The 26,107-nt window shown below is 43.4% G+C and carries 17 protein-coding genes, 1 tRNA gene and 1 rRNA gene; 11 read left to right on the top strand and 8 right to left on the bottom strand.

The genetic code is table 11. The features are described from left to right. Positions 1–56: 56 nt before the first annotated feature. Together FD723_RS14045 and FD723_RS14040 are read right to left on the bottom strand one after the other, a co-directional pair. A tRNA-Ile gene (locus FD723_RS14045) sits at positions 57–131 on the bottom strand. A 130-nt stretch (positions 132–261) separates the two neighbouring features. Further along, positions 262–1,752 (bottom strand): 16S ribosomal RNA (locus FD723_RS14040). 315 nt (positions 1,753–2,067) lie between these two features. On the opposite strand from FD723_RS14040, the gene glyQ reads away from it, so the two are divergent. Together glyQ and FD723_RS14030 are read left to right on the top strand one after the other, a co-directional pair. Further along, positions 2,068–2,991: a glycine--tRNA ligase subunit alpha gene (glyQ, locus tag FD723_RS14035; RefSeq protein ID WP_179065883.1), complete on the top strand. Its 924-nt coding sequence runs from the start codon at positions 2,068–2,070 to the stop codon at positions 2,989–2,991. A 242-nt stretch (positions 2,992–3,233) separates the two neighbouring features. Then, complete coding sequence (locus FD723_RS14030) at positions 3,234–5,588, top strand: ComEC/Rec2 family competence protein (protein WP_179065882.1); 2,355 nt, start codon at positions 3,234–3,236, stop codon at positions 5,586–5,588. Between the two features lie 139 nt (positions 5,589–5,727). On the opposite strand, the gene mreD is transcribed toward FD723_RS14030, so the two are convergent. The 3 genes from mreD to FD723_RS14015 form a co-directional block, all read right to left on the bottom strand. Next, positions 5,728–6,345 (bottom strand): rod shape-determining protein MreD, encoded by a 618-nt coding sequence (mreD, locus tag FD723_RS14025; RefSeq protein ID WP_179065881.1) that lies wholly within the window; start codon positions 6,343–6,345, stop codon positions 5,728–5,730. Between the two features lie 26 nt (positions 6,346–6,371). Then, positions 6,372–7,166, bottom strand: coding sequence for a rod shape-determining protein MreC (mreC, locus tag FD723_RS14020; RefSeq protein ID WP_179065880.1), 795 nt, complete (start codon positions 7,164–7,166; stop codon positions 6,372–6,374). Positions 7,167–7,278: 112 nt separating this feature from the next. Beyond that, on the bottom strand, positions 7,279–8,286 hold the full coding sequence (locus FD723_RS14015; RefSeq protein ID WP_179069148.1) for a rod shape-determining protein: 1,008 nt from the start codon (positions 8,284–8,286) through the stop codon (positions 7,279–7,281). 374 nt (positions 8,287–8,660) lie between these two features. Between FD723_RS14015 and FD723_RS14010 the strand changes: the two genes are divergently transcribed. Next, positions 8,661–9,023, top strand: a complete 363-nt coding sequence (locus FD723_RS14010) for a single-stranded DNA-binding protein (protein ID WP_179065879.1) — start codon at positions 8,661–8,663, stop codon at positions 9,021–9,023. Between the two features lie 158 nt (positions 9,024–9,181). Here the strand turns inward: FD723_RS14010 and FD723_RS14005 are convergent, their stop codons facing one another. After that, complete coding sequence (locus tag FD723_RS14005; RefSeq protein WP_179069147.1) at positions 9,182–9,922, bottom strand: SIMPL domain-containing protein; 741 nt, start codon at positions 9,920–9,922, stop codon at positions 9,182–9,184. Positions 9,923–10,283: 361 nt separating this feature from the next. Here FD723_RS14005 and FD723_RS14000 point away from each other — a divergent pair, with 361 nt between their 5' ends. From FD723_RS14000 to murI, 4 genes are all read left to right on the top strand, one after another. Further along, on the top strand, positions 10,284–11,762 hold the full coding sequence (locus FD723_RS14000) for a cation:proton antiporter (protein ID WP_179065878.1): 1,479 nt from the start codon (positions 10,284–10,286) through the stop codon (positions 11,760–11,762). 697 nt (positions 11,763–12,459) lie between these two features. Next, entirely contained in the window at positions 12,460–14,337 is a 1,878-nt protein-coding gene (locus tag FD723_RS13995; RefSeq protein WP_179069146.1) for an N-acetylmuramoyl-L-alanine amidase, read from the top strand. A gap of 547 nt (positions 14,338–14,884) precedes the next feature. Then, entirely contained in the window at positions 14,885–16,789 is a 1,905-nt protein-coding gene (locus tag FD723_RS13990; protein ID WP_179065877.1) for an N-acetylmuramoyl-L-alanine amidase, read from the top strand. 129 nt (positions 16,790–16,918) lie between these two features. Continuing rightward, positions 16,919–17,785, top strand: coding sequence for a glutamate racemase (gene murI / locus FD723_RS13985; RefSeq protein ID WP_179065876.1), 867 nt, complete (start codon positions 16,919–16,921; stop codon positions 17,783–17,785). A 59-nt stretch (positions 17,786–17,844) separates the two neighbouring features. Here the strand turns inward: murI and FD723_RS13980 are convergent, their stop codons facing one another. Next, positions 17,845–17,997, bottom strand: coding sequence for a hypothetical protein (locus tag FD723_RS13980; RefSeq protein ID WP_179063511.1), 153 nt, complete (start codon positions 17,995–17,997; stop codon positions 17,845–17,847). A 969-nt stretch (positions 17,998–18,966) separates the two neighbouring features. Between FD723_RS13980 and sds the strand changes: the two genes are divergently transcribed. Next, the gene (gene sds, locus FD723_RS13975; protein ID WP_179065875.1) at positions 18,967–19,938 is read left to right on the top strand and encodes a solanesyl diphosphate synthase; all 972 of its coding nucleotides are present in this window, start codon (positions 18,967–18,969) and stop codon (positions 19,936–19,938) included. Positions 19,939–20,446: 508 nt separating this feature from the next. Here the strand turns inward: sds and FD723_RS13970 are convergent. Next, positions 20,447–20,920: a hypothetical protein gene (locus tag FD723_RS13970; RefSeq protein WP_179065874.1), complete on the bottom strand. Its 474-nt coding sequence runs from the start codon at positions 20,918–20,920 to the stop codon at positions 20,447–20,449. Positions 20,921–21,125: 205 nt separating this feature from the next. Between FD723_RS13970 and hetZ the strand changes: the two genes are divergently transcribed. The 3 genes from hetZ (at position 21,126) to FD723_RS13955 (ending at position 26,064) form a co-directional block, all read left to right on the top strand. Beyond that, positions 21,126–22,331 (top strand): heterocyst differentiation protein HetZ, encoded by a 1,206-nt coding sequence (hetZ, locus tag FD723_RS13965; protein ID WP_179065873.1) that lies wholly within the window; start codon positions 21,126–21,128, stop codon positions 22,329–22,331. After that, positions 22,324–23,301 carry a PatU gene (locus tag FD723_RS13960; protein ID WP_179065872.1) on the top strand — a complete coding sequence of 326 codons (978 nt, stop codon included), beginning with the start codon at positions 22,324–22,326 and terminating at the stop codon, positions 23,299–23,301. The genes hetZ and FD723_RS13960 overlap by 8 nt, the downstream gene beginning before the upstream one ends. Positions 23,302–23,760: 459 nt before the next feature. Continuing rightward, positions 23,761–26,064 (top strand): DUF3488 and DUF4129 domain-containing transglutaminase family protein, encoded by a 2,304-nt coding sequence (locus FD723_RS13955; RefSeq protein WP_179069145.1) that lies wholly within the window; start codon positions 23,761–23,763, stop codon positions 26,062–26,064. The last annotated feature ends 43 nt before the right edge of the window (positions 26,065–26,107 follow it).

Here is a 26,107-nt window from a genome sequence, read left to right as displayed (position 1 = left end):
AAAATTAAATTTTCTTCATTTTTAATTTTGCATTTTACATTTTTAATTGATTCAGGTGGGCCCATCCTGGACTCGAACCAGGGACCTCACCCTTATCAGGGGTGCGCTCTAACCACCTGAGCTAATAGCCCATATCGAACCAAATCATAGTTTGAAAGCTTTCAACAATTGCAAATATCTGCGACCGACCTAAGGAACGACCAACTCAGTATCTATTTAACTGTATGCTTTTCGATATCTGAGGGGTGTAGGTCTCCCTAAAAAGGAGGTGATCCAGCCACACCTTCCGGTACGGCTACCTTGTTACGACTTCACCCCAGTCACCAGTCCTGCCTTAGGCATCCTCCTCCCCGAAAGGTTGGAGTAATGACTTCGGGCACTACCAGCTTCCATGGTGTGACGGGCGGTGTGTACAAGGCCCGGGAACGAATTCACTGCAGTATGCTGACCTGCAATTACTAGCGATTCCTCCTTCACGCAGGCGAGTTGCAGCCTGCGATCTGAACTGAGCTCCGGTTTCCGGGATTTGCTTGCATTCGCATGCTTGCTGCCCTCTGTCCGGAGCATTGTAGTACGTGTGTAGCCCAAGGCGTAAGGGGCATGCTGACTTGACGTCATCCCCACCTTCCTCCGGTTTGTCACCGGCAGTCTCTCTAGAGTGCCCAACTTAATGCTGGCAACTAAAAACGAGGGTTGCGCTCGTTGCGGGACTTAACCCAACATCTCACGACACGAGCTGACGACAGCCATGCACCACCTGTGTTCGCGCTCCCGAAGGCACTCCCAGCTTTCACCAGGATTCGCGACATGTCAAGCCTTGGTAAGGTTCTTCGCGTTGCATCGAATTAAACCACATACTCCACCGCTTGTGCGGGCCCCCGTCAATTCCTTTGAGTTTCACCGTTGCCGGCGTACTCCCCAGGCGGGATACTTAACGCGTTAGCTACGGCACGGCTCGGGTCGATACAAGCCACGCCTAGTATCCATCGTTTACGGCTAGGACTACTGGGGTATCTAATCCCATTCGCTCCCCTAGCTTTCGTCCCTCAGTGTCAGTTACGGCCTAGCAGAGCGCCTTCGCCATAGGTGTTCTTCCTGATCTCTACGCATTTCACCGCTACACCAGGAATTCCCTCTGCCCCGAACGTACTCTAGCTATGTAGTTTCCACTGCTCTTATGAGGTTGAGCCTCACTCTTTAACAGCAGACTTACATTGCCACCTGCGGACGCTTTACGCCCAATCATTCCGGATAACGCTTGCATCCTCCGTATTACCGCGGCTGCTGGCACGGAGTTAGCCGATGCTTATTCCTCAGGTACCGTCATTTTTTTCTTCCCTGAGAAAAGAGGTTTACGACCCAAGAGCCTTCCTCCCTCACGCGGTATTGCTCCGTCAGGCTTTCGCCCATTGCGGAAAATTCCCCACTGCTGCCTCCCGTAGGAGTCTGGGCCGTGTCTCAGTCCCAGTGTGGCTGATCGTCCTCTCAGACCAGCTACTGATCGTCGCCTTGGGAGTCCATTACACTTCCAACTAGCTAATCAGACGCGAGCTCATCATCAGGCAGTTAACCTTTCACCCAAGGGCACATCCGGTATTAGCCACCGTTTCCAGTGGTTGTCCCAGACCTGATGGTAGATTCTCACGCGTTACTCACCCGTCCGCCACTAAATCCCGAAAGATTCCGTTCGACTTGCATGTGTTAAGCATACCGCCAGCGTTCATCCTGAGCCAGGATCAAACTCTCCGTTTTGTATTGGAAAGCTCTATAGCTCAATAGCTGCTCTTTTTTAACTTCAGCTTAGTTATCTTTATTTGCTTGACGCAATCCACTTGCTGTATAATCGCTTTCAAACTATAATATTTTCAAGGTTCGGTGTCCCTCACAGCGTCGCTTTCGTTCGCTTCGCTTCAGGCACTTATTCAATATAGCGAACCCACTTCATTGTGTCAACTACTTTTTCCAAAATCTTTTGGAACTGTTTTTCATGTCTCCTGAAACTAGCTACAGTGTTGGGTTGTAGGCAACAATGGTTTATGCACTGTGTTAAGTAGGGAAGGGGGAAGCGTGAATTTTCAGTCAGTAATAGGTTTATTGCATCAGTTTTGGGGCGATCGCGGTTGTCTTATTGCCCAGCCCTACGATATTGAGAAAGGGGCTGGTACTAAGAATCCTCAGACTTTTTTAAGGGCATTGGGGCCGGAACCCTGGGCTGTTGCCTATGTTGAACCATGTCGTCGCCCAACGGATGGGCGCTACGGCGAAAACCCTAACCGCTTCCAACACTATTATCAGTACCAAGTTTTGATTAAGCCGTCACCAGATAATATCCAGGAGATTTATCTTGATTCGTTAAGAGCTTTAGGTATTCGTCCTGAAGACCACGATATTCGGTTTGTAGAGGATAACTGGGAAGATGCGACGGTGGGAGCTTGGGGAACGGGATGGGAAGTATGGTTGGATGGGATGGAAGTTACTCAATTTACTTACTTCCAACAGTGTGGAGGAATTGATTGCCGTCCGGTGTCGATTGAGATTACATACGGGTTAGAGCGGCTGACAATGTATCTCCAGCAGGTAGAAGCATTTACAAAGATCCAGTGGACAGACAATATTACTTATGGAGATGTTTTCCTGCAAAGTGAGATTGAGCAGTGTAAATATAACTTTGAAGCTTCAAATCCTGAGTTGCTACTGACACTATTTAACTTATACGAGCAGGAAGCTACCCAATTGACGGAGCGAGGATTGGTCTTGCCTAGTTTAGATTATGTAATGAAGTGTTCGCACACATTTAATTTGTTGGATGCTAGAGGTGTGATTTCGGTGACGGAGAGAACTCGTTATATTGCCAGGATTCGGCATTTGGCTAGGAAGGTGGCCCATTTATATGTTGAACAAAGGGAGAAATTGGGTTTTCCGTTGCTCGAAGTTATGCCTGGGCGACTAGAAGTCGCGGCTACACAGACAAAACCTGCCTCCGCAGGTTAAACTCCTGATTTTGCATTCTTTAAGCTAGGTATATCTTTATGATGTGGCTGTTGCCAAAGGTCAAAAATCCCGTTAAATCTTGACTCTAGAATATTAAAGCTACAACGATAAGGCCCGCCTGTGCGGGCTTTGTTTGTATAAACTTGATGGACTATACTTCACCACATTGCTACCCTATCAATATTTAAGTCAGTTTAAGTCAGTTGTAAATTACGGTTGCCAAGTGCTTTTACAAAAATCTTATGATTCAAACCAGTGGTGTAATTATTTGTCTTGGCTATATTTTGGGGTTGCTGTTTACAGCAGTTCCTTGGGGTGGTGTGTGGATTTTGGTTGTGGGGATAGTGGGAGCAATTATTTTTAGAAGACGCTCGACGCTACGACAATTTGCTCAGAAACCAGAAAATGATGGAAGTAAAAATAAGACAGTGTCTAACACTTGGCAAACTACTCCCCATGCTCGAATATGGCTAGCTGCTGGCTTGGTGGGATTATTGGCAACTGTATATTTTCAATGGCGAGTACCGCAACCAGGTGCAAAAGATATTAGTCAATTCGTCCCGCCTGGAAATAGCAATAATCAAGAACAACTTGTGATTGTTCGCGGCAAAGTGGCGAGTAATCCCCGCTTGACTCGCAGTCAACGGGGACAATTTTGGCTGGAAACGACTCAGTTAGATGAAGTCAAAAATGATAAGGGTTCAGCAGGTGTTCCAAAAGGGGTTACAGGCAAATTGTATGTGACAGTACCTATACTTCAGGCTACTGGATTATACCCTAGTCAAGAAATTGCTGTGACTGGGATTTTGTACAAACCAAAGGCAGCTTCCAATCCTGGTGGTTTTGATTTTCAGAAGTTTCTCAAGCAAGAAGGAACCTTTGCTGGTCTAATTGGGCGACAAATAAATGTTTTGGATCAAGAACGGAAATGGGGGTGGTGGCAAATTCGGGAGCGAATTGTGCGATCGCAAGTTCGTTGGTTGGGTGTCCCTGAAGGGCCTCTTGTCAGTGCAATGGTTTTAGGTAGCAAAGCTGTTGATTTACCCTACGATATCCGCGATTTGTTTGTACAAGCTGGGTTAGCTCATGCTTTAGCTGCTTCTGGGTTCCAAACTTCCTTGATTTTGAGTGTGATCTTGCAGTTAACCAGGCGGACAAAAAAAGGAACGCAATTTACCCTTGGCTTTTTGGCTTTAATCATTTTTCTGAGTTTAACAGGTTTTCAACCTGCGGTTCTCAGAGCCGTGATTATGGGTTTTGCGGCATTAGTTGGTTTGCTATTAAAAAGGAAGGTAAAACAGTTTGGTTCATTACTATTAGCGGCAACTCTGCTATTAGTATTTAATCCTTTATGGATTTGGGATTTAGGTTTTCAACTAAGTTTTTTAGCAACATTGGGATTAGTTGTAACAGTATCCCCATTAGTCAACAGTCTAGCATGGCTACCACCTGCGATCGCTTCTTTAATTGCCGTTCCCCTAGCTGCCACTATTTGGACTTTACCTGTGCAACTTTTTGTCTTTGGAGTTGTACCATCTTATAGTTTGTTCCTGAATGTGGTTAGTACTCCATTAATTTCGATTATTAGTATAGGTGGAATCATCAGTGCGTTAGTAGGTTTAGTTTGGACTGAAGCCGGAAGCTTTCTTGCTGGTGTGTTACATTACCCTACTGATTGGCTAATTAAACTAGTAGAATTTTTTAGCAAGTTGCCAGGAAATTCTGTTGCTGTGGGTAGTATATCTAGTTGGCAGCTTTTGGCAATTTATTTATTGATTATATTGGTTTGGCTAGTACCTTGGTGGCAGCGGCGGTGGTGGTTTGCTAATGTGATTGCGATTGCTTTAGTATTCATTCCCCTTTGGCATTCTACAAATACATTGTTTAGGATAACAGTATTAGAATCTGGTACAGAACCAATTGTAGTTGTTCAAGATAGAGGTACTGTAACTGTAATTAATAGTGGCGATGAAGGTACAGGACGCTTCACAATTCTACCGTTTTTACAACAACAAGGTGTAAATCAAATCAATTGGGCGATCGCAACTGATTTCCAAGGCAATGAAAGTAATGCCTGGTTTGAATTAATGCAACGTTTACCAATCAATAATTTTTATGAATATTCACCCAAAACAGATGATTCTATTACAACTCAGGCAATTCAACAAGAACTACAAAAACATCAAGGAATTTATCAATCTTTGACAGTTGGTCAATCTGTGAAAGCTGGTTCGACAGTGGCACAATTAATCAACGATCAATTACCCATATTGCAATTACAAATTTTAGATCAGAGGTGGTTATTAGTAGGTAATGTTAAATCTAAAGAGGTAAAACAACTAGTTAAAAATGGAAGTTTACCTCATCCACAAGTGCTTTGGTGTGCGCCTGAGTCATTGAAAGATTTAGTTATTGCTCTGCAACCACAAGTAGCGATCGCTTCTTCTGCTAACTTTGATCCAAAAACTTTATCTGAACTGAATCAAAGCCAAACCAAACTTTTTTTTACAGGAAGAGATGGAGCTATTCAATGGACGCCTAATGGTCAGTTTGAGGCATTTATTGAAGCAACAGAAAACAAGTCTTCTCTGTTATGAAAAAATAAAAAATGAATCCTCAATCAACTCTCGCGGTGACGCTATACGCCAGCACAACTTTGTTGTACGTCCACCGCAGGCATCGCATAAATTGAGGGGTTACAAGCACACATCATTTGATAACCCGCAACTTGGGTTACTACTGCTCCAACAATTTTATTCGCTGCCACCAAAGATTCAGGGGATAATAAACCACCGGCGCCCATAAACTACTTAGAATGGCAGAAGCAAGAGCGACACGCTGGTAATATGTCCAAATATCTGTCACGTTACGCTCATTACCAAGCAAAGTTAATTGCAACCCAAAGATAGTCTCTGCCAAAACTGCCATCACAAAGACAATTACAGCAATCGAAATAAAATCTTCTTCGATAAAACGCTGTTTTTGGAGTAGACCAGTTAAAACTCCCACTATCCCTAAACTGAGGGCATGAGTAGGGTTAGGTGATGTCATTGAATCTTGAAGCAACCCTAGAACTATGCCTGCCAATGCTCCGGCAAACACCGTGCGCTTCACACTCCAAGCTACTACCCAAATTAACAGCCAGTTAGGGCCAATTCCCAATAATTCCATACCTGGGAACCGAGTTGGCAATAATAGTAAACATAACAGTACAGATCCAACCGTCACTATCCAACCCAACAACTGGCGTATGCCGGGATGCCAACGAGCAAGCGGCTGGATTCGGAATTTCGATTTTCGCTGTGACGATTTTGGCTTTTTCTGCCTGCTACCACCAAATGCAGGAATCTTCATTTTTCTATGGATTTTTAAGGAAGAATTTACTTAGACTTTTGCGGCACTTGATTTGCCGACTCTTGGTTTTCTGGCTTGGGATAAACAGCTACCCAATCAAGAGAGCGGATTGGCGGAAAAAGCTCAATTTTCGCCACTGATGCCGGAAGTTTCTTTAAATCCAGCGACTTGATTCGTCCTACCGCCAAACCAGAGGGAAATTTCTGACTGTAGGTAGACGTGGAAACTAAATCTCCTACCTTGACGTTGGGAACTTTTTCATAAAACTCTAGCACTGCTTCGGCAGAAGAATCTCCTCGTAAAACGCCTTTAGCTGCCGTGCGGCTAACTGACACACCCACTTGACTCTTGAGGTCACTGATTAATAAAACGCGGCTAGTATTGGGAGTTACACTCTCCACCAAACCCACTAATCCGCCTTCTGCTTTGACTATGAAGCCTTCTTGAATTCCTACATTCGCACCGCGATTCAGGGTAACTTGTTGCCACCACTGGTCGGCACTACGTCCTACCACGCGTGCTGGAATTGGCCGTGATGCCAGTGGCTCTTTTTCTACATAGCCTAATAAATCTTGTAGCTTTGTCTTTTGACTTTCCAAATCTACTATACGGGTTTGCAATTCTAGTATCCGGGCGTCTCTGAGACGTTCTTCTGGAGTTGGCCCTGACTGCAACATCTCTAACGGCCGAGTAATTGCCTGGTATGTCTCAAGCACCAACTCACCTTGAGTCTGTCGCAATATCCAAGCACTACCAACTACTAGAGCTAATAAGCCGATTTGTAACCCTTTACGATCCCACCAACGCCGTATTGTCACCATATATACCTTTGTATACTTATACAAATTAAGTTCTACTTGGATTCTATTTATATAGAACCCAAATAGAACTCAAATAGAACTCAAATAGAACTCAAGTCTGATATTTTTTTTGCTACATATTGCGAGAGCTTTCGGTAACAACTCGTTCCAACTGTTTAAAGTTTTCTAACACACGACCTGTTCCCAACACAACACAGCTCAAAGGATCAGCAGCAATGTGGGTAATAATCCCTGTTTCATGGCTAATTAGGGTATCTATACCTTTGAGCAAAGCACCGCCACCAGCTAACATAATACCTCTGTCAATAATATCTGCTGCCAATTCTGGAGGGGTGCGTTCCAGTGTCCGCTTCACAGCTTCTATAATTACTGATAGCGGCTCCAACATGCTTTCACGGATTTCTGGGGCTTTGATTGTTACAGTGCGCGGTAGACCAGAAAGTAGGTGTAAGCCTCGGACTTCCATCATCGCGTCATTATCATCATTAGTAGGATAGGCAGAACCAAGCCGAATCTTGATTTCTTCGGCAGTACGTTCACCAATGACTAAGTTATGAACTTTCTTAATATACTGAATGATTGAATCAGTCAGTTCATCTCCAGCAATGCGTACTGATTCGCTGATGACTGTACCTTGAAGACTCAGCACTGCAACTTCTGTTGTACCACCACCAATATCGATGATCATGTTGCCAGTAGGTTCGGCAACAGGTAATCCTGCACCAATGGCCGCAGCTACGGGTTCATCGATTAAATATACTTTTCTTGCTCCTGCTTGGTGAGCTGCATCCATCACAGCACGCCTTTCTACTCCTGTGACGCCACTGGGAATACCAATGACAATTCTGGGTAAAATTAAAGATTTACCTTCATTTACACGCTGAATAAAGCTTTTGAGCATCAACTCGGCAATATCAAAGTCAGCGATTACACCATCCCGCAAAGGGCGGAGGGCAATCACATTTCCTGGTGTGCGGCCGAGCATTTTTTTGGCTTCTTCTCCTACTGCTAGCGCTACCTTTTCATTGACATCGATCGCAACTACAGAAGGTTCTTGTAGTACAATACCTTTACCAGATACATAAACTAAAGTGTTTGCGGTACCGAGGTCGATACCCATATCCCATGATGTGCGAAAGTTCCTAAAAATACCCACGCGTCTGTAAGCCCCCTATGTGCGATACTTTTTGACTACAACGGTTAAGAGTTAATTGTGCCGGATTCGATAAAGTTCGTATCCTGAGTTGAGTCAACTAGACTATATTTTTATATGATTCCCAGGAATATTTACTATGTCTCAAGCCCCGTATTTTTTGATATTCTCTGGTTAGATTAGTATATCAGTATATTTTTATGTGTTTCTCCAAATAGTGTGTATAATTTTTCAAGTCAATTATATTGTTAACTGTTTAACACATTATTTTCAAGTCTTTCACAATTCGCTATGATGAAAGTCAGAATTTGCTAAGTACGTTTGTACTAAAAGGTAGCGTGATGAGTATCAATGTTGTCAACCTCATCGGTCGTGTAGGCGGCGACCCAGAGATTAAGTATTTTGAGTCTGGTAGTGTGAAGTGTAGATTGACACTGGCAGTAAAAAGGCGATCGCGTAATAGCGATCAACCTGACTGGTTCGAGTTGGAACTATGGGGAAAGACAGCAGAGTTTGCCAAGAATTATGTGCAAAAAGGTAAACAAATTGCCGTTAAAGGTTCCTTGAAGTTTGACGCTTGGAGCGATCGCCAAACAGGAATCAGCCGCTCTAAACCAGTTATTCTAGTAGATCAGGTGGACTTATTGGGTTCTAGGCAAGATGGAGACGGAGGAACGGGAGATATGTCTCCAGAACATTTTTAATTAGGGCATTGGGCAAAACAGTTCCGAGTGCTGAGTAAAGAAATTAGATTCCCTACTCAGCACTTTTGAGAGGTATTGGGCGTTGGGCATTATTGATTATTAGTCCTTTGCCTTTACAAATGACCAATGACCAATGACTAATGACCAATGACTAATTACTAATAACTAATTTGCAGCGTCACCGATGCTTCTACTTGCTGTTCACCACCAATTACAGGGGTGGAAGCATCAGCTGACTTGGCAGCCTCAGCCCGTAAAAACATTGGTGGTGGTGGCGCAGTGGCATTATTAACTTGAATGCTGACGATTTCTTTGGATTTAAAACCCAAGGCACTAAAAACGGCATCAGCTTGCTGCCGGGCGTCTTGAGTCGCTTCTTTTAAGGCTTGCTTTTGAGCAGCTGCGATCGCTTCATCATTCGCAACAAAACTAATACCGTTAATTTGTGTTGCACCCGCTTTCACTGCATCATCCAATAACGTCCCAGCTTGTTCAGTAGGAATTCTAAAACTCACGGTATTATTGGCCGCATAGCCTGTAATCTGCTGCACATTATTGGTATAGCTGTAAACTGGGTTGAGCCGGATACCAGTAGTTTGTAATTTTTCAACATTTTTGCTCTTTAAGAACGCAACCACAGCCGATGACCTCCGGGCGGCTTCTTGCTGTACTTCCTGGGCTGTTTTTCCCTGAATCTCTACTCCTAAACTGACTTGTGCCAGAGTTGTCGGAATTGTTTCTACTCCACGACCACTGACACTAAGGGTTCGCCATAATTTATCTTTTTCTTGTGCGAATGCAGGTAGTACAAAAGTTGCACATACTAGCATTGCTAAAGGCAGTATTTTCCACAAGTTTCCAGATGGAAACCGAGAACCGGGTAAAGCGGCTCTAGTCATAATATTTGCACTCCTCAAAGTATCCACAGATGTTTTGAATAAACGTATATAGCAATCTTCGGGTGGTTGTTGAGAGCCAACAGCCACCACAAGTTTTTCACAACTCATGTGCGATCGCTAGATACGATTTGTATGTTCTTACTTTGACACTGCGATCGTCAAAAGCTGAAATGGTTACATTTTTTGAAACTAAAAAAATTACACTAGTGCAACACAGCGTAAATCAACTACTTATTCCAAATCAATGAAACGTTTACGTTGTATACCTTTTTGAATTTTTAATTTTGAATTCAGATTGCGTCTTTATAGGATGTTTTTCAGAAACGCGTCAGAATCAAAGAGAAGGATTTTCACAGAACCCATGCATTTGTTAGATCCAATTAGCTTCTCTTTTCCTCTGCTGGCCAGCGCAACACAAGCCGCAGACAGTTCAATGGTAGTCGAAGCAGTGCTACTAAGCTTAGTAGTTATTTATCTTGCCAGCAAAGTTGGTGGAGAGTTATCAAACCAAGTGGGTTTACCGCCTGTCTTAGGTGAACTCGTTGGCGGTGTGGTAGTTGGCATCTCAGTTTTCCACTTTTTGGTGTTTCCAGAAGGCGGTACAGACAGTTCTAATTCTTTGATCGTGTCCTTTCTTCAAACCACTGCTGGTTTAACACCTGAAGCGACTCCAGCGGTTTTTGCAGCCCAGTCTGAGGTCATTTCCGTTTTAGCAGAATTGGGCGTAATCATTCTGCTCTTTGAAATCGGCTTGGAGTCGAATTTAAAAGATTTAATGGCAGTCGGTATTCAAGCCACCGTGGTAGCGATAGTTGGGGTAGTAGTACCCTTTGCTGCTGGGACTGTAGGACTGATGACTTTGTTTGGTATTAGCGCTGTCCCGGCAATTTTTGCAGGGGCGGCTTTGACTGCCACTAGTATTGGTATTACTTCCAAAGTGCTGTCAGAATTGGGGCGACTCAATTCTAAAGAAGGGCAGATTATTTTGGGTGCTGCTGTAATTGATGACGTACTGGGAATCATCGTTTTAGCGGTAGTTGCCAGTTTAGCTAAAGACGGTGTGGTGGATGTCAGCAAAGTGATTTATTTGATTATCAGCGCCACTGGTTTTATTTTGGGAGCAATCCTACTAGGCAATGTTTTCAATAAATCCTTTGTAGCGATCGCTGATCAACTTAAAACCCGTGGTGGACTTGTAATACCAGCATTAATCTTCGCCTTTGCTATGGCATACCTGGCCGCTGTTATCCACTTAGAAGCAATTCTGGGAGCTTTTGCAGCTGGTTTAGTCCTAGAAGAGACAGATAAGCGGAAAGAACTGCAAACACAAGTCTCTCCCATTGCCGATATATTAGTGCCAATTTTCTTTGTGACTGTTGGCGCAAAAACCGATTTGGGAGTGTTAAACCCAGCAATTCCCGATAATCGTGAAGGTCTAATTATGGCAACTTTCCTGATTACAGTAGCCATTATCGGTAAAGTGATCACAGGTTTAAGCGTGTTTGGTCAACCAGGAATCAACCGTTTAGCGATCGGTGTAGGGATGATTCCTAGAGGCGAGGTTGGGTTAGTGTTTGCTGGTGTCGGCGCTGCCAGTGGCGCTCTCTCGAAACCATTAGGGGCAGCAATTATTATGATGGTTATCTTGACAACCTTTTTAGCTCCTCCCTTGTTACGATTTGTATTTCCAGATCCAAAAACCGTGGAGGCAGGCTCAGAGCAACTAATTTTAGACGGTTCCTCTGGAACTTCATTGGTAATTGAACCACTTCAACCAAGGGTGCCAGCATCAAATGATAATGGCAATTTGGAAGTAACCCCAGATTCTAGCGATCGTTAATTATTGGGAATGGGGAATTGGGCATTGAAAAGACGCAGAGGGGCAGGGTGCGGGGGGCGGAGGGGAAAACTTTTCTCCCTTGCTCCCTGCCCCCTCCCCTACTTCCCTACTCCCCCATTGTGCAGTGGAAACTTCTCTTCTCAAATCTCCGTCGCGTGTGATTGTAAAATAATTGTTTGTTTCTAATTTCTACCAGCATTCAAGATGTTAGTTATTTCTAGTTCCCCTTGGTTTGTAAGCCGTTATCTGAATATTTTCCAGATAATTGGGGAGTAACACCCATAAATTTTGCTAGATCATCTGACAGTAATGGGAATTATTTACTCAGTGCATCGATGGCAACAAAAAACAAACACTTATCATTGAACAGCTATCAATTATCAGTTTTCTAGCTTGGTTAGGAGTCAGTACCCCACCTCTACAGGTGGAAGGTTTCGTATGGGGATTTATACCCAAAATTAAACCTGATAACTGATTTAAGTGTGTATTAGAACCGTTTTTAGGTATTTAGATCGCGACTGAGACGGCGAATGGGGAGTAGGGAGTGGTGTCGTTAAATTACTTGAAACATGCTGTAATAACAGCTTAAAAATCAAAAAAGGCATCAGAGGTCAAGTTTAGGTGGTGACGGTGTGATGATTTACCAATGAGTTGAGATATTGACGGCTCCCATGAACGTGAATTAGGAGAAATGACTGTGAAATTACACTGGTTACTACCCAGCACTATTGGAACTATCTTCATGCTATCGTCGCCAGTAATGGCAGCGAGACTTGAATCTTGGCGCTTTGATGCTAATCAAAACAGACTAGAAATTAATACTGTAGGAACAGTTCAACCCAAGGCACAGCTAGTTTTTAACCCGACTCGGCTGGTAATTGATTTGCCAGGAACTACATTTGGTCGTCCGCAGCTAACCCAACAGGTGGGCGGTGGAATTCGCTCGATCCGTGTTGGGCAGTTTGATATAGATACAACACGCATAGTTGTCGAACTGACTCCTGGTTACACTTTAGACCCGAAACGAGTACAATTTGTTGGTACAACTGGCGATCGCTGGACGGTGCAATTACCTAGACCAGAAATTGAGAGAGTAGCTTCATCTCCCAGAAGTGCTTACAGCGTAGTTACCCCAGATTCAGAACCTCAACCTAGTATTTCAAGGGTTGCTACTACGCGAGGGGCTACTCAAGTTGAGCATTTACAAGTAACAGGTGATGGGTTGTTCATTCGTACCAGTGGTGGTAATCCTCCAATTCAGGTAATTCGCAGCCGCGATCGCGCTACCATTTTCGTGGATATCTCTGGCGCATCTTTATCACCACATCTGGCGCAGCAGAGTAATATACCCGTTAACAAACATGGTATTAGCCGTGCCGAATTCACCTCACTGCAAACCCAACCTCCCGTTGTCCGCCTGACTTTGCGGGTAGATAAAAATAGCCCAGACTGGCGAGCAACTAATAGTAACGGCGGTGGTTTGGTAGTTTTACCTAGCCGCGTTGTCAGATTACCTGGAAGTAATGATTCTGACAATCAGTCAGAAGCCGTTTCCTTTCCTAGTAGACCATCTGCCAACAACTCGCCAGCAACAATTGAATCTGTGCAACTGGCTAATAATGGTACACAACTGCTAATTAGAGGCAACCAACCTTTATCTGCAACAGGAACTTGGGATAGATCCTCTGGTCTGTTCCGCGTCACAATTACCAATGCTAACCTAGCTCCCAGAGTTACAGGCCCTACTTTTGCTACCAGTAGCCCCATTCTTCGAGTGCGTCTGCAACCTCAAGCACCTAATACTGTCGTTGTTTTAGTTCAACCAGCAGCCGGAGTCCAACTTGGGCAACCCAGGCAAATCGACGACCAGCTTTTGGCTTTACCAATACAAGGTTCTCGGCGAGTGGTTGCCCTCCCTGGAAGACCACCTTTTGCTTTACCTGGGCTACCACCGCCAAATCGTGGGCCATTCCCAGACCCAAACAACCCCAATCCCCAGCGCCTAACACAACCACAGCGCCGAGTTACCAATGGGCGAGTAGTAGTTATTATTGACCCCGGACATGGCGGTAAAGACTCTGGAGCGCTTGGCATTGGGGGGGCACGTGAAAAGGATGTGATCTTGCCTATTGGTAAAAGACTTGCTGAGATTTTGCAGCAAAATGGCATACAAGTAATTATGACGCGGGATTCTGACTATTTTGTTACCCTTCCAGGACGGGTGCAATTAGCAGAACGAGCGAATGCTGATGTGTTTGTTAGCATACATGCCAATTCAGCCGGTGCGAGTCGTCCCGATGTTAATGGGTTGGAAGTATATTATTACGACAGCGGACTGGATCTAGCTCGCGTTGTCCGTAGTAGTATTCTCCAAAGTATTGGTACTCTCAAAGACAGGGGAGTGCGACGAGCCAGATTTTATGTCCTCCGAAAAAGTTCTATGCCCTCCATTCTCGTGGAAACGGGTTACATGACTGGTAGAGAGGATATGGCTAGACTGAGAACTTCAGCTTACCAAAATCAAATGGCAGAAGCGATCGCTCGTGGTGTTCTTCAGTATCTAAAGAGAAGATAAGTAATTTAGTCTAAATTTCTAAATTATTGAGTAAGTAAATCTCATCTTTACCATTTTTATCCAATTTAGTAGTAAAACAATTTAAGTATTCTTGCGGCGGGATAGGAGTAGCTTCTTTGTTATTGTCATCTGATGCAATGCATGTCAGTCAACAAATTTTGGATTTTAGATTTTGGATTTGTATCATCTACAACAGGTGTTAGTGTAGCAGGACACTAGTACAGCACGGCGCAAATAAACATACCATTTCAAATGGCGCAAGAGCTTGGAATACAATTCTTTTGACTTTTGCACTTTTGACTTTTGACTTCCGCCTTGCGGTACTAGTCTGGCAGAAAACTAAAATCGGGAATCTAAAATCTAAAATTGGCAGTCAAATATATATAGGCTAATGGCATGGCAAAAGCAGAGGAGCGTGCTATATTTTACGCCATTAGCTGTGTCTTAATAACAGCGCAAAACTCAAGTGGCGCGGTGACGGTGTGAGGATTTGCCAATATGTTGAGATGTTGACGGCTCCCATAAATGTGAATCAGGAGAAAAGACTGTGAAATTACGCTGGTTACTATCCAGTACTATTGGAACCATCTTCATGCTATCGTCGCCGGCAATGGCCGCGAAACTAGAATCTTGGCGTTTTGATGCCAATCAAAACAGGCTGGAAATTAATACTTTCGGAAATGTTCAACCCCAAGCACAATTAATTTTTAACCCCACTCGTTTGGTAATTGATTTGCCAGGAACCACATTTGGGCGTCCGCAGTTAACCCAACAGGTGGGCGGTGCAATTCGTTCGATCCGTGTTGGGCAGTTTGATGAACAAACAACGCGCATAGTCGTGGAATTGACTCCTGGTTATACTTTAGACCCCAAAGGAGTGCAATTTGTCGCCAGAACTGGCGATCGCTGGACAGTGCAATTACCTACGCCAGAAGCCGAAAATTTACCCCCAAGAAATACTGAGGGGCAGCAAGAACAAGCTATAGCCACAGCAACTTCACCCAGAACATCTACACCAGCATTCCCCCAAAGGGATATTTACAACGTTGTGAGAACTGACTCTGTTAATCCACCTCACAACAGACCCCTTCTTGCCAGAGTTACTCAAATTGAGAAATTACAAGTCACAGGCGATGGTTTTTTCATTGCTACAAGTGGTGGCAATCCTCAAATTCAGGTAAATCGTAGCAACGATCAAAAAGCAATCAACATCGACATTGCTGGCGCAACTTTATCACCAAATCTAGAGCAGCGGGATTTGTCGATTAATCGCTATGGTGTCAGCCGTATCCAGTTCACCCAGTTGCAAACCAGTCCATCTATTGTTCGTCTGACTTTACAGGTAGATGAAAATAGTCCAAATTGGCGAGCAACCACTAGCAGCGTTGGTGGTTTTGTGGTTCTACCTAGTCGTGGCGTTGCCCAGTTGCCTGGAAGTAACAATCAACGTCCTATATCTAGTAACAACTCCACTGCTATCATTCAGTCTGTACAACTGGCTAATAATGGTACACAACTGCTGATTAGAGCCGATCAAGCTTTATCTGCTACAGGAGGCTGGGATAGATCGTCTGGTCTGTACCGTATCACCATCAACAATGCTAAGTTAGCTCCCAAAGTCACAGGCCCTACTTTTAATCCTAATAGCCCAATCCTGCGGGTACGCCTGCAACCACAAGAATCTAATACTGTCAATGTCTTGGTTCAACCAGCAGCCGGAGTAAAAATTGGAGAACTCAACCAGGTTGGCGATGATCTGTTAGCTTTAGAATTACGACGTTCTGGTAGCAGCAGTATCACATCGCCCATTGCTTTACCTCCCTTGCCATCCCTAGATCAAGGTCAATTACCAAACCCCACAGATAATCCTCGTCCCATCTCCCAGTCACGGCCACGCCCCTCCGTTCCTAGAGGTAAATTGGTAGTAGTTATTGACCCAGGACATGGTGGAAAAGACTCAGGTGCCCCTGGTTTGGGCGGACTTTTAGAAAAGAATGTAATTCTACCTATTGGTAAAAGGGTAGGAGCAATTTTAGAGCAAAATGGTGTACAAGCAGTGCTAACGCGGGATGCTGATTTTTTCGTAGAACTTCAGGGACGAGTAGACATTACCAAGCGAGCCAATGCGACTTTGTTTGTCAGCATTCACGCTAATTCCGTTGATAATCGCCCTGATGTCAATGGGTTAGAAGTATATTATTACGATAGTGGTTATGATCTGGCCGAAGTCGTGCGTAAAACCATCCTCCAGGATATCGGTACTATCAAAGACCGGGGAACCCGCAAAGCCAGATTCTACGTCCTCAGAAAAAACTCCGTGCCTGCTATTCTCGTGGAAACAGGCTATATGACTGGTTATGAGGATAATCCCAGATTGGGAACACCAGAGTATCAAAATCGGATGGCAGAAGCGATCGCTCAAGGCATCCTCAAATACTTACACCAGAGGTAATATACTACAAATTACTAATTAAAGAGGTGGTATTTAAACTTCTTTGACGTACAGAATTTAGTGGTCAATTTGGAGATTGTCTGCTAAATTCTGTATTTTAAATCCCAAAACCTAAATTAATATCTGCCTGTGTATTCATCTTCCATTTTTGAAGGAAATCTTGACGATTTTTCTGTTCAAGAACCCCAACGTGCCCCAATTGGCATCTTTGACAGTGGTGTTGGTGGGCTGACAGTATTACGACAACTCTATCGGCAACTCCCCAATGAATCAATTATTTATTTTGGGGATACAGCTAGACTTCCTTACGGAATTCGTTCACAAGCAGAAATTTTACGATTTACCCGTGAAATTATTACCTGGCTGCAACAGCAGCAGGTAAAAATGGTAATTATGGCTTGCAATACCAGTTCCGCCCTCGCACTAGAAACTGTGCGTCAAGAATTCAGCATACCCATTTTGGGAGTAATCCTACCGGGTGCAAAAGCTGCGGTGCAGCAAGGAAAGCGTATTGGTGTAATTGCCACTCCAGCTACAGCCAAGAGTAATGCTTATAAGCACGCCATACTCGAAATTGCTCCTGATGTCCAAGTCTGGCAAGTTGGGTGTCCAGAGTTTGTGCCACTGATTGAGCAAAACCGCATTCATGACCCATATACGACTGAAGTAGCACGAGCTTACCTAGAGCCTTTATTAGAGCAAGAAATTGATACCTTAGTTCACGGTTGTACCCATTATCCTCACCTTACACCAATACTGCGATCGCTCCTCCCCTCTCAAGTCCAATTAATTGATCCAGCTGTTCATGTTGTGGCAGCTTGCGCCCAAGAGTTAGACTTGTTAGGCTTAAGAAATACTCATCTACCATTACCAACTCGTTTCGCCGTCAGCGGTTGTCCACAACAGTTTTCTCAGTCAGGAGTCCAGTGGCTAGGCTACACCCCAATGGTTGAAGAGGTTTCCTTCACTGATATCGCTATTTCCCAACTCCAATAAAACTAATTAGTCCTTAGTCCTTTAATCAAAACAAATGACCAAGGACTAATGACTAATAACTAATGACTATTAACTGATATCTCCTGCTTGTGTTTTCCTTCGGTAGACGAAGGAAAATTTGTCGGAACAGTTTTTGTACCTGTTCGCTTCGCCAGTGCTAATAACAGGTAGACTGTGAACAAATATCCAGACGCTAAAATAAAAATCATCATAGGCATACTTCCGTAAATCATTGTTCTACTAGCACCCTTCTAAACGAATATAAAATTCCATAAAATTAGTAGAACCTCAACCAATCAAGTGCATTCTTGATGGCTGTAGTTTCCTATGGTAAAATTACCTATAGAGATAAAATCATCTACGGACAAAGAATTTATAATCTAATGCGACTTCTTGCAGACCATAGATCCCACAGTAGTTAGCTTGCTGTCTAGCAATCTAAAACTACGATTCTCAGCGGTCTACTTGATCTGCTTTATTTTTGCTCAAACTGCTGTGAAAAGAGCAATGCTTGCGCTCAACGTGCGCTGAAGACGTGTAGCAGCTTCCCATAGGGATATCACATAGCTCCAAACCAGGAGTTTTGCATATCGTAGGAAAAATTAAAGAATTTATTCCCTTAATCTCACCGACGAATATTTATTTTAGACTCACAACGCTAAGTCAGTAGAATCAACTACTAGCTGACTCACTTTTTGGGTGTGAATATCTTACAAAATTTAAAATTCCTATATTTTAGCGTAACACAACGACCCTGAATTTTCAGCTTATTCGGCTGCTAAATTTCAAATTTTTTGAAGAGCTACACCATCAATCTGGAGAAATTTAGCCTGACTCATTGGCAACACATTTAAGTTATATTCCTTTTGTCAATAAGTGATATTGCTTAAATTATGCATTTAACTGTGGCAGGAAAAGTGAGATGAGAAAATACTTAACACAATTTAATCTCATATTTATCCCCATTTACTGAGAATTCATGTTTTAAGTTAGTTTAAAGCCTGATTTCTCATGAATTAAGCATAATTACTTATTGACAAAAATGTTAGCAACCTTAATTATCACCCATAGACTCATAAAAAGGGGATTACCTTATGAAAACTTTGCGCTGGCACAGGGTTATCTTAAAATGAGTATAGGATATGTAAACTTTCGTAACCTAAGTCAGAGTCCGCCCATCCATGACCCCAGCCACCTCCCTGTTTACCCCTGTGGAAGCAGACCTGCGACTACTAGCAGATAACCTAAAGCAGCTAGTTGGAAATCGCCACCCCATTCTGTTTGCAGCAGCCGAGCATTTATTCGGTGCTGGGGGAAAGCGTATCAGACCAGCAATTGTCCTGCTAATATCGCGGGCAACAATGTTAGAACAAGACATTACACCCCGTCATCGTCGCCTTGCTGAGATTACAGAAATGATTCACACAGCAAGCTTAGTACATGATGATGTCGTAGATGAATCAGATGTGCGGCGAGGCGTTCCTACTGTTCATAGTTTGTTCGGGAACCGCATTGCCATCTTAGCAGGAGATTTTCTCTTTGCCCAATCGTCCTGGTATTTAGCAAACTTGGACAATTTGGAGGTGGTGAAACTGCTCTCAGAAGTCATTATGGATCTGGCTACTGGGGAGATTCAGCAGGGACTAAATCGTTTTGATGCTGGTATTTCTATTGAAACTTACATTGAGAAGAGTTATTACAAAACAGCTTCGTTAATCGCCAACAGTTCTAAAGCTGCTGGGTTACTCAGTGAAGTCTCACGAGAAACTGTTGAGCATCTGTATAGCTATGGTCGTCATTTTGGTATAGCATTTCAAATTGTTGATGACATTCTAGATTTCACCAGTACAACAGATACCTTGGGTAAACCAGTGGGTTCGGATCTCAAAAGCGGTAATCTGACTGCACCCGTTTTATTTGCTTTAGCCCAAAAACCATCTTTGGAAGTGCTGATTGAGCGAGAGTTTGCTCAAGAAGGAGATTTAGAGCAAGCACTAGAATTGATTCAAGATAGTGAAGGTATACAGCAGGCGCGAGAGTTAGCTGCTCACCATGCTAAGTTGGCAATTGAACATCTTGCAGTTCTCCCACCCTCAGAATCTCACCAGGCATTGATTAACATAGCTGAGTACACACTGAGTCGCCTCTATTAAATTTAGTTGTCAGTTTTCAGGTAGAAAGTATGGATTTAGGATAAGACTTACGCAAAATATCTCTCAACCTCTGATTTCTCAGTGTCTCTGTGCCTCTGCGGTTCTTTATTCCATAACTCGTGCGTAAGTCCTATAGGTTTTTGGTGTGTTATGGCTTTCGTAACACATCAAAAACCTAAAATATTGTGCTTTAGTCACGCTTTAACACACTAAAGCAGTTTGATATTTAATTCAGCCCACCTATTTACCAGGTAGAAAGTAGAGTTTTTTATTTGGAAGTTCTTAAGTGTAAAACTCTGGTTCACTGCGAAATTAAAACTGAAAAATGTTCACTGATAACTGTTTTTTAACAAATTTTAGGTTTCACCGAAATTTGAACCAGTCGCATGATCTAAGGGAAAGAAAAAATTTCTTTTTTCACTGATTTAGAAAACTTTTTTTAAAGAATTTGAGATTTAAAATTTTGGATGTGGGGTTGTATCTAAAAAACTCCACATCCAAATTTTTTCTATGCAATATCAGGGGGTATCTGTTTTGGCGATCGCAGTTGTCGTAAGTGTTGCTGCATGAGTTTTTCTAGTTCAGTTCGCCGAACTTCAACGGTATGAGTGGTCTTACCCGGCGTCTCCAAAAAAACGATACTATCTACGGGTTCTAATGCCACCATTTGGAACAAAATATGGGTGACAGGAGTAATTTTAGCTAGCATTTGAGGGTCAAGCCCAGCAGGGGAAATTAGAGAGACATCCTGTATGGTAGGGAAAGCGTAAAGAACGCGCTTTTCCAATCCTGGATTAGCACGATTGCTCAACGTAGTTACAACCCAGCTTGACTCCGAATTTTGGAGAACATAATACTGGGAGTAGCGTAATTTTTGAGCGATCGCTCTAAGGGCAGGAGCAATTGCTGCAACAAGATGTGGTGTCACACCATCGTCGGGTGCATTGTCAATCAGCAATTGAATTTGTGCTTCTAAATCCATAATGACTTGTATACGGCTCCTGGGTAACGGCAATAACATCTATCAAGTGCGAACAATCCCATCAGAATTGGGAATAATAAAATCAGCCACATCCTCAATAGTAGGATTGGTCTGCGTTTAGCTTATACGTAAAACCAAAAAAGCCAATACCCAAAGTCCTACAGGTTGTATTTAAGTAAGTTAGGGTCTTTTGAAAACCGAGACTATGAATTCAGCCGCAACCGCAACTATTCCATCTGCAACTATTCTGGGAGAAAATTCTACAGGCGTGGAGGTGATCTTTCAACTCCTGTCCAAGGAGTTTCAGCAGTCAACCAAAGCTTCGGAACAGAATTGCCACGACGTAGCAAGACGTATCACCACCGAAGTCTACCGGATTTGTCATGAAAGCAAACGTATCCAAGCTTCTGGAACTGTAGAAAGCTCGGCGCTGACCCTGGCTCGGCATCGGCTGCAACAGTGTCTCAGGTACTATCAGTTGGGTTCAAATCGGGGCAGGGTCGAATTACACAGTACTCTGAGTGCAATTGTTTATCGATATATTAATCCTCCTCAGAGGCAATTGAGCTATCAAGGGCGGCTGACGATCATTGAAGATTTCCTCCAGAGTTTTTATCTGGAAGCGTTGAACGCTTTCCGGCGAGAAAATCAACTCGGTGCAACTTATCGCCCGCAAACGCTCTTGGAATTGTCCGAGTATATGGCATTTACTGAGCGCTACGGCAAGCGACGCATTCCCTTACCAGGTCGTCAGCAGCAACTAATTATCCTGCGCGCCCAAACTTTTTCTCAACAGCAGCCCCCAGAAACCAGCGTAGATATAGAACAAGCCTCAGAGGGTAGCAATAATGAAGGTGATGGTTCTTGGGAAGAACCAGCAGTACATCAATTGCGCTCTACAATGGCAACGCAAGCCGAACCTGAACCTGAAGAAGACACCTTGCGCTCCGTTGTGGTTACGGAATTAATGAATTATCTCGAACAACGACAACAATCTGACTGCGCTGATTATTTTTCTCTCCGCCTCCAGGATTTATCAGCACAGGAAATTGAGTCAGTTTTAGGTTTAACCCCTCGTCAGAGAGATTATTTGCAACAGCGCTTTAAGTATCATTTGATTCGGTTTGCTCTGTTGCACCGTTGGGAATTAGTTCACGAATGGCTGGAAGCTTCTCTGCATACAAATTTGGGCTTAACTCCGCAGCAATGGCAAGTCTACACAGCACAGCTGGACAATAAGCAACGGTCTTTATTAGAGTTGAAGCAACAAGGACAAGCTGATGAAAAAATAGCAAAAACTTTAGGGCTGTCAATGGCACAACTGCAAAAAAGATGGTTTAAGCTGCTTGAGCAAGCTTGGGAAATTCGTAACTCATTAGTTTCCGGATCAGGTGCATCTACTCATGAATAGTGACTCAGAATCTTTACAACACCGATGTCTCGATTGGTTATTGACAGATGATGTCAAAAATCATGAGCGATCGGTAGAATGTGAGGAAAATGACGGGGTAAAAAGCCTCCTCAATGATGCCACTGCTTCAAAAAGCAGTGAGCCAAAATTGGGAGGAACACCCCAGACCTTTCAATTGGGAGAAATTCCTACTGTGCAAGATCGTTTTCAAGCTGTCCTTAAGCGCCGGTTACAAATCCAAGCCCAAGACCACCCACCGTTGTTTCCCTGGGAAACACAATTAATCGACTATCCTGATTTTGTTGATGAGCCGTCAATGACACTCGTTCCTAGCTGGGGATGGATGGTACAACAGTCTAAGTTGACCTTGCCAACTCGCTTGCCGGAAAGAGTTTTCCAGCAATTGCTAGAACAGTGTCAGGCTTTAGTGACATCTTCAGTGCCGTTGGGGGCAAAATTAGTTCAAGTGGTGGAGAACTTTTTTCCCAATGAGTCTCAAGCATTAAATGACATAGCTGGACTGGTGCTAAGAAGCACCTATCGTTCTGCAAGTACTCTGGAGACAATGCCCGCTATTCAGAGCGATTACTCAGATTTACAACCGCGTCAACAAATGGCTTTGTCATTGCTAGCAGCTAAACAACTGCTGGAAAATTTGACTCTACCAGTTTCAAAAACTAGTCCTGTGGTAGAAAGACAATGGCTAACCAGTGTTGGTGCTTTGAATATCAGAGTAGAGTATCAATCTCTAGGTAAACTTACGAAGTTACTTGTTCAAGCTGAGTTACCTGTTAAAGGAACTTTGACACTACGGGGAAGTGGCACTTTAGCAATGACAACATCTTCGACTTCGGGATACTTAAATGTAGAGTTAGGCTGCGAGCAACTTAACCCAATTTATACTCTGGAAGTTGAGTTTCCAGAAATAGACGAACAGTCGTTGTTGTTTGTGATTAATCCCACGATTTAGTTTAAATTTCCACCGCTAGCACACTACGTCAATCAACGCCGATATATATTAAGAGGATTTTCCTGGTTTTGAAGCTCATCCTATTTTTCAACAAACGGTCATTAGGGTGTCTACGAGAAGCAGTTATTACAAAGACACAGGGACACGGGTATATGGGGACATGGGAATATTGAGAAAGTATTTGATTATTTCTCAATTCACCGCGTCACCCATTTCTCGTTTCTCTCCATCTCTACCCCCTATCTATCATTCTTTTACCGTGCCAATTTTAGATTTTAGATTTTAGATTTAAAATCCTTGAGGCAAATCGGGGTCAATCCAAAGGACGCTCCGCTATCGGTAATCCAAAATCCAAAATTTTTTGACACAGTAGTAGGGTAGGCAATTACGTCCCCCGCATTGTGTTTTTTGCATCTACATCATTGCTTCTACTAGACTCAAATGTTTAACTTATCCAGGATGAATCGGTTTTGGCGTCTCCCTGTAGGTAATTTCTGGCGGCAAAATCCGCAGGGTTCGCCTTTGATAGAAGTGGAAGATTCTATTTCTTTGCGGGTGCTGGTGCTAGCGTTGGTTATTTTGGGAATTGTGGCGACGGATATTGCTGCTGAAACTTCATTCAGTTTTTGGGCGTTACCTCTGAGTGTAGTTGGTGCGATTTGGAGTTATTATCGTCGCCGCGATCGCAATGTCGCTGTTCAATTCGGCATCGCCATTGGGATGTTAGTAGCATTGGGTGCTTTCTTTGGGCAATTAGTGGGGGAGTTAAATGATACGCGGTTGGGTTTGGCAGAGTTATTAATTCAACTCCAGGTGTTGCACAGCTTTGATACACCCCGCCGCAAAAATTTGGGCTATTCGATTGTTATCGGATTGATTTTATTGGGTGTGGCAGGAACCCTCAGTCAGACTTTAGCATTTGCACCTGTGCTGCTGTTATTCTTAGCGATCGCTCTGCCAACTTTAGTATTAGATTACCGCTCACGCTTAGGTTTGCAGCCATTAAAAACTCAAAAGGAAAAATTCAATCAGAAGAATTCCGCAACTATTAATTTTAAATTTTTAATTCTAACTTTTTTGCTAATTGTCGGTTTGGGACTGGCAATTTTTGCTGTTTTACCTAGATTTCCCGGCTATCAATTACGGAATTTTCCTGTAAGTTCTGGTATTCAAGTCAAAGGTAATTTCACAGGACGTAGTATCATTAATCCCGGTTATGTCCGCCAAGGTAAAGGTGAGAATCAAGGCAGTGGTAGCAGTGGTACGGGACAAAATAAAACTGGTGAACCAGGTAAAGTAGATAATAACTTTTATTACGGTTTTAATAGCCAAATTAACCAAAACCTGCGGGGTGAGATGAAACCCAAGGTTGTAATGCGGGTGCGATCGCAAGCTGAGGGTTTTTGGCGAGTATTAGGATTTGACCACTATACAGGTAAGGGATGGGAAGTTTCCCGTAATGAAGATGTTATGACTGTTAGGCGATCGCCTTGGTCTTACCAAATTTTTATTCCCCCATCTATACTCACTGCTAAAACCCAAGAGGTAGTACAAACTTATACAGTGGTGTCGGATTTGCCTAACCTCATTCCAGCGATGGCTAATGCCAAGGAAGTTTATTTTCCAGCACCAGTGATCGCTGTTGATAAAGAAGACGGATTGCGATCGCCTGTAGAATTATCACAAGGACTCACCTACACAGTAGTTTCTGAAGTACCATACCGCGATCGCAGTTTGTTAGGTGAAGCTTCTACTAAATATCCGCAACAAATTAAAAAGCATTATCTGCAAATTCCTCCCGAAATTGCTGAAAAAGTTCGGCAACATACCGAAGAAATCCTCGCTAACTACAATCAAGAAAAAGTCTCGAAGTCTGCGAAAAGACTGGATTCACCCTACGAAAAAGCTCTCTACTTAGCTCAATATTTAAAGCAACGCTACTCTGTTCCCCAAAATCCATTAGAACTGCCTTATTTGAGTGAAAAAGAAGACTTGGTAGAAACTTTTTTGTTTAAGCAAAAGGGGGGCTATCCAGACCACTTTTCAACAGTTCTGACAGTGATGTTGCGTTCCATTGGCATCCCAGCACGGTTAGTAGCAGGGTTTAGTGCGGGAGAATTTAATCCATTTACAGGGCTGTATGTTGTCCGTAATACTGACGCTTATGCAATGACGGAAGTGTATTTTCCGAAATATGGTTGGTTTGCCTTTGATCCTATTCCCAATCATCCTCTAATTCCCCCATCTATTGAAGACACTCAGACTTTTAGTGTGTTGCGTCAGTTGTGGAACTGGGTTGCTGGCTGGTTGCCTTCTCCGGTGACGGGTTTGTTGAATAATGTATTTGAGACAATATTTAAGTGGGTGATTAGAGCGATCGCTTGGTTTTTAGCTTTATTCTCTCAAGGTTGGTTTGGCGTATTGACTGGCTTAATCTTGGCAACTACAGCAGCTTTCTTTGCTTGGCTGGGTTGGGGACAATGGCAAGAGTGGCGCAACCGTAGATGGTTAAAGAAATTGCCAGCAATGGAAAGCCTTTATCAACAAATGCTGCAATGGACAACCCAAAAAGGTTTAGGCAAACATCCAGCACAAACACCTTTAGAGTATGCCAGAGGATCATACCAGCATCATGTCCCAGCAACCGCTGAGGTAATAGATGAAATTTGTCAAGCCTATGTTAGCTGGCGTTATGGTGGACATACGCCTAACTTGAAACGGCTGCGAGAAAGATGGCAAGGTATCAAAAAGAATGCTAAGTGATTCAAATCCTAGCAGAGGGAAAAGTTTTCAGGCTATATCTTTT

This window comes from Nostoc sp. C052 (assembly GCF_013393905.1).
Lineage (GTDB): Bacteria > Cyanobacteriota > Cyanobacteriia > Cyanobacteriales > Nostocaceae > Nostoc.
The sequence above is the reverse complement of the archived record's forward strand: the minus strand, read 5'-3'. Positions and strand labels throughout refer to the sequence as shown.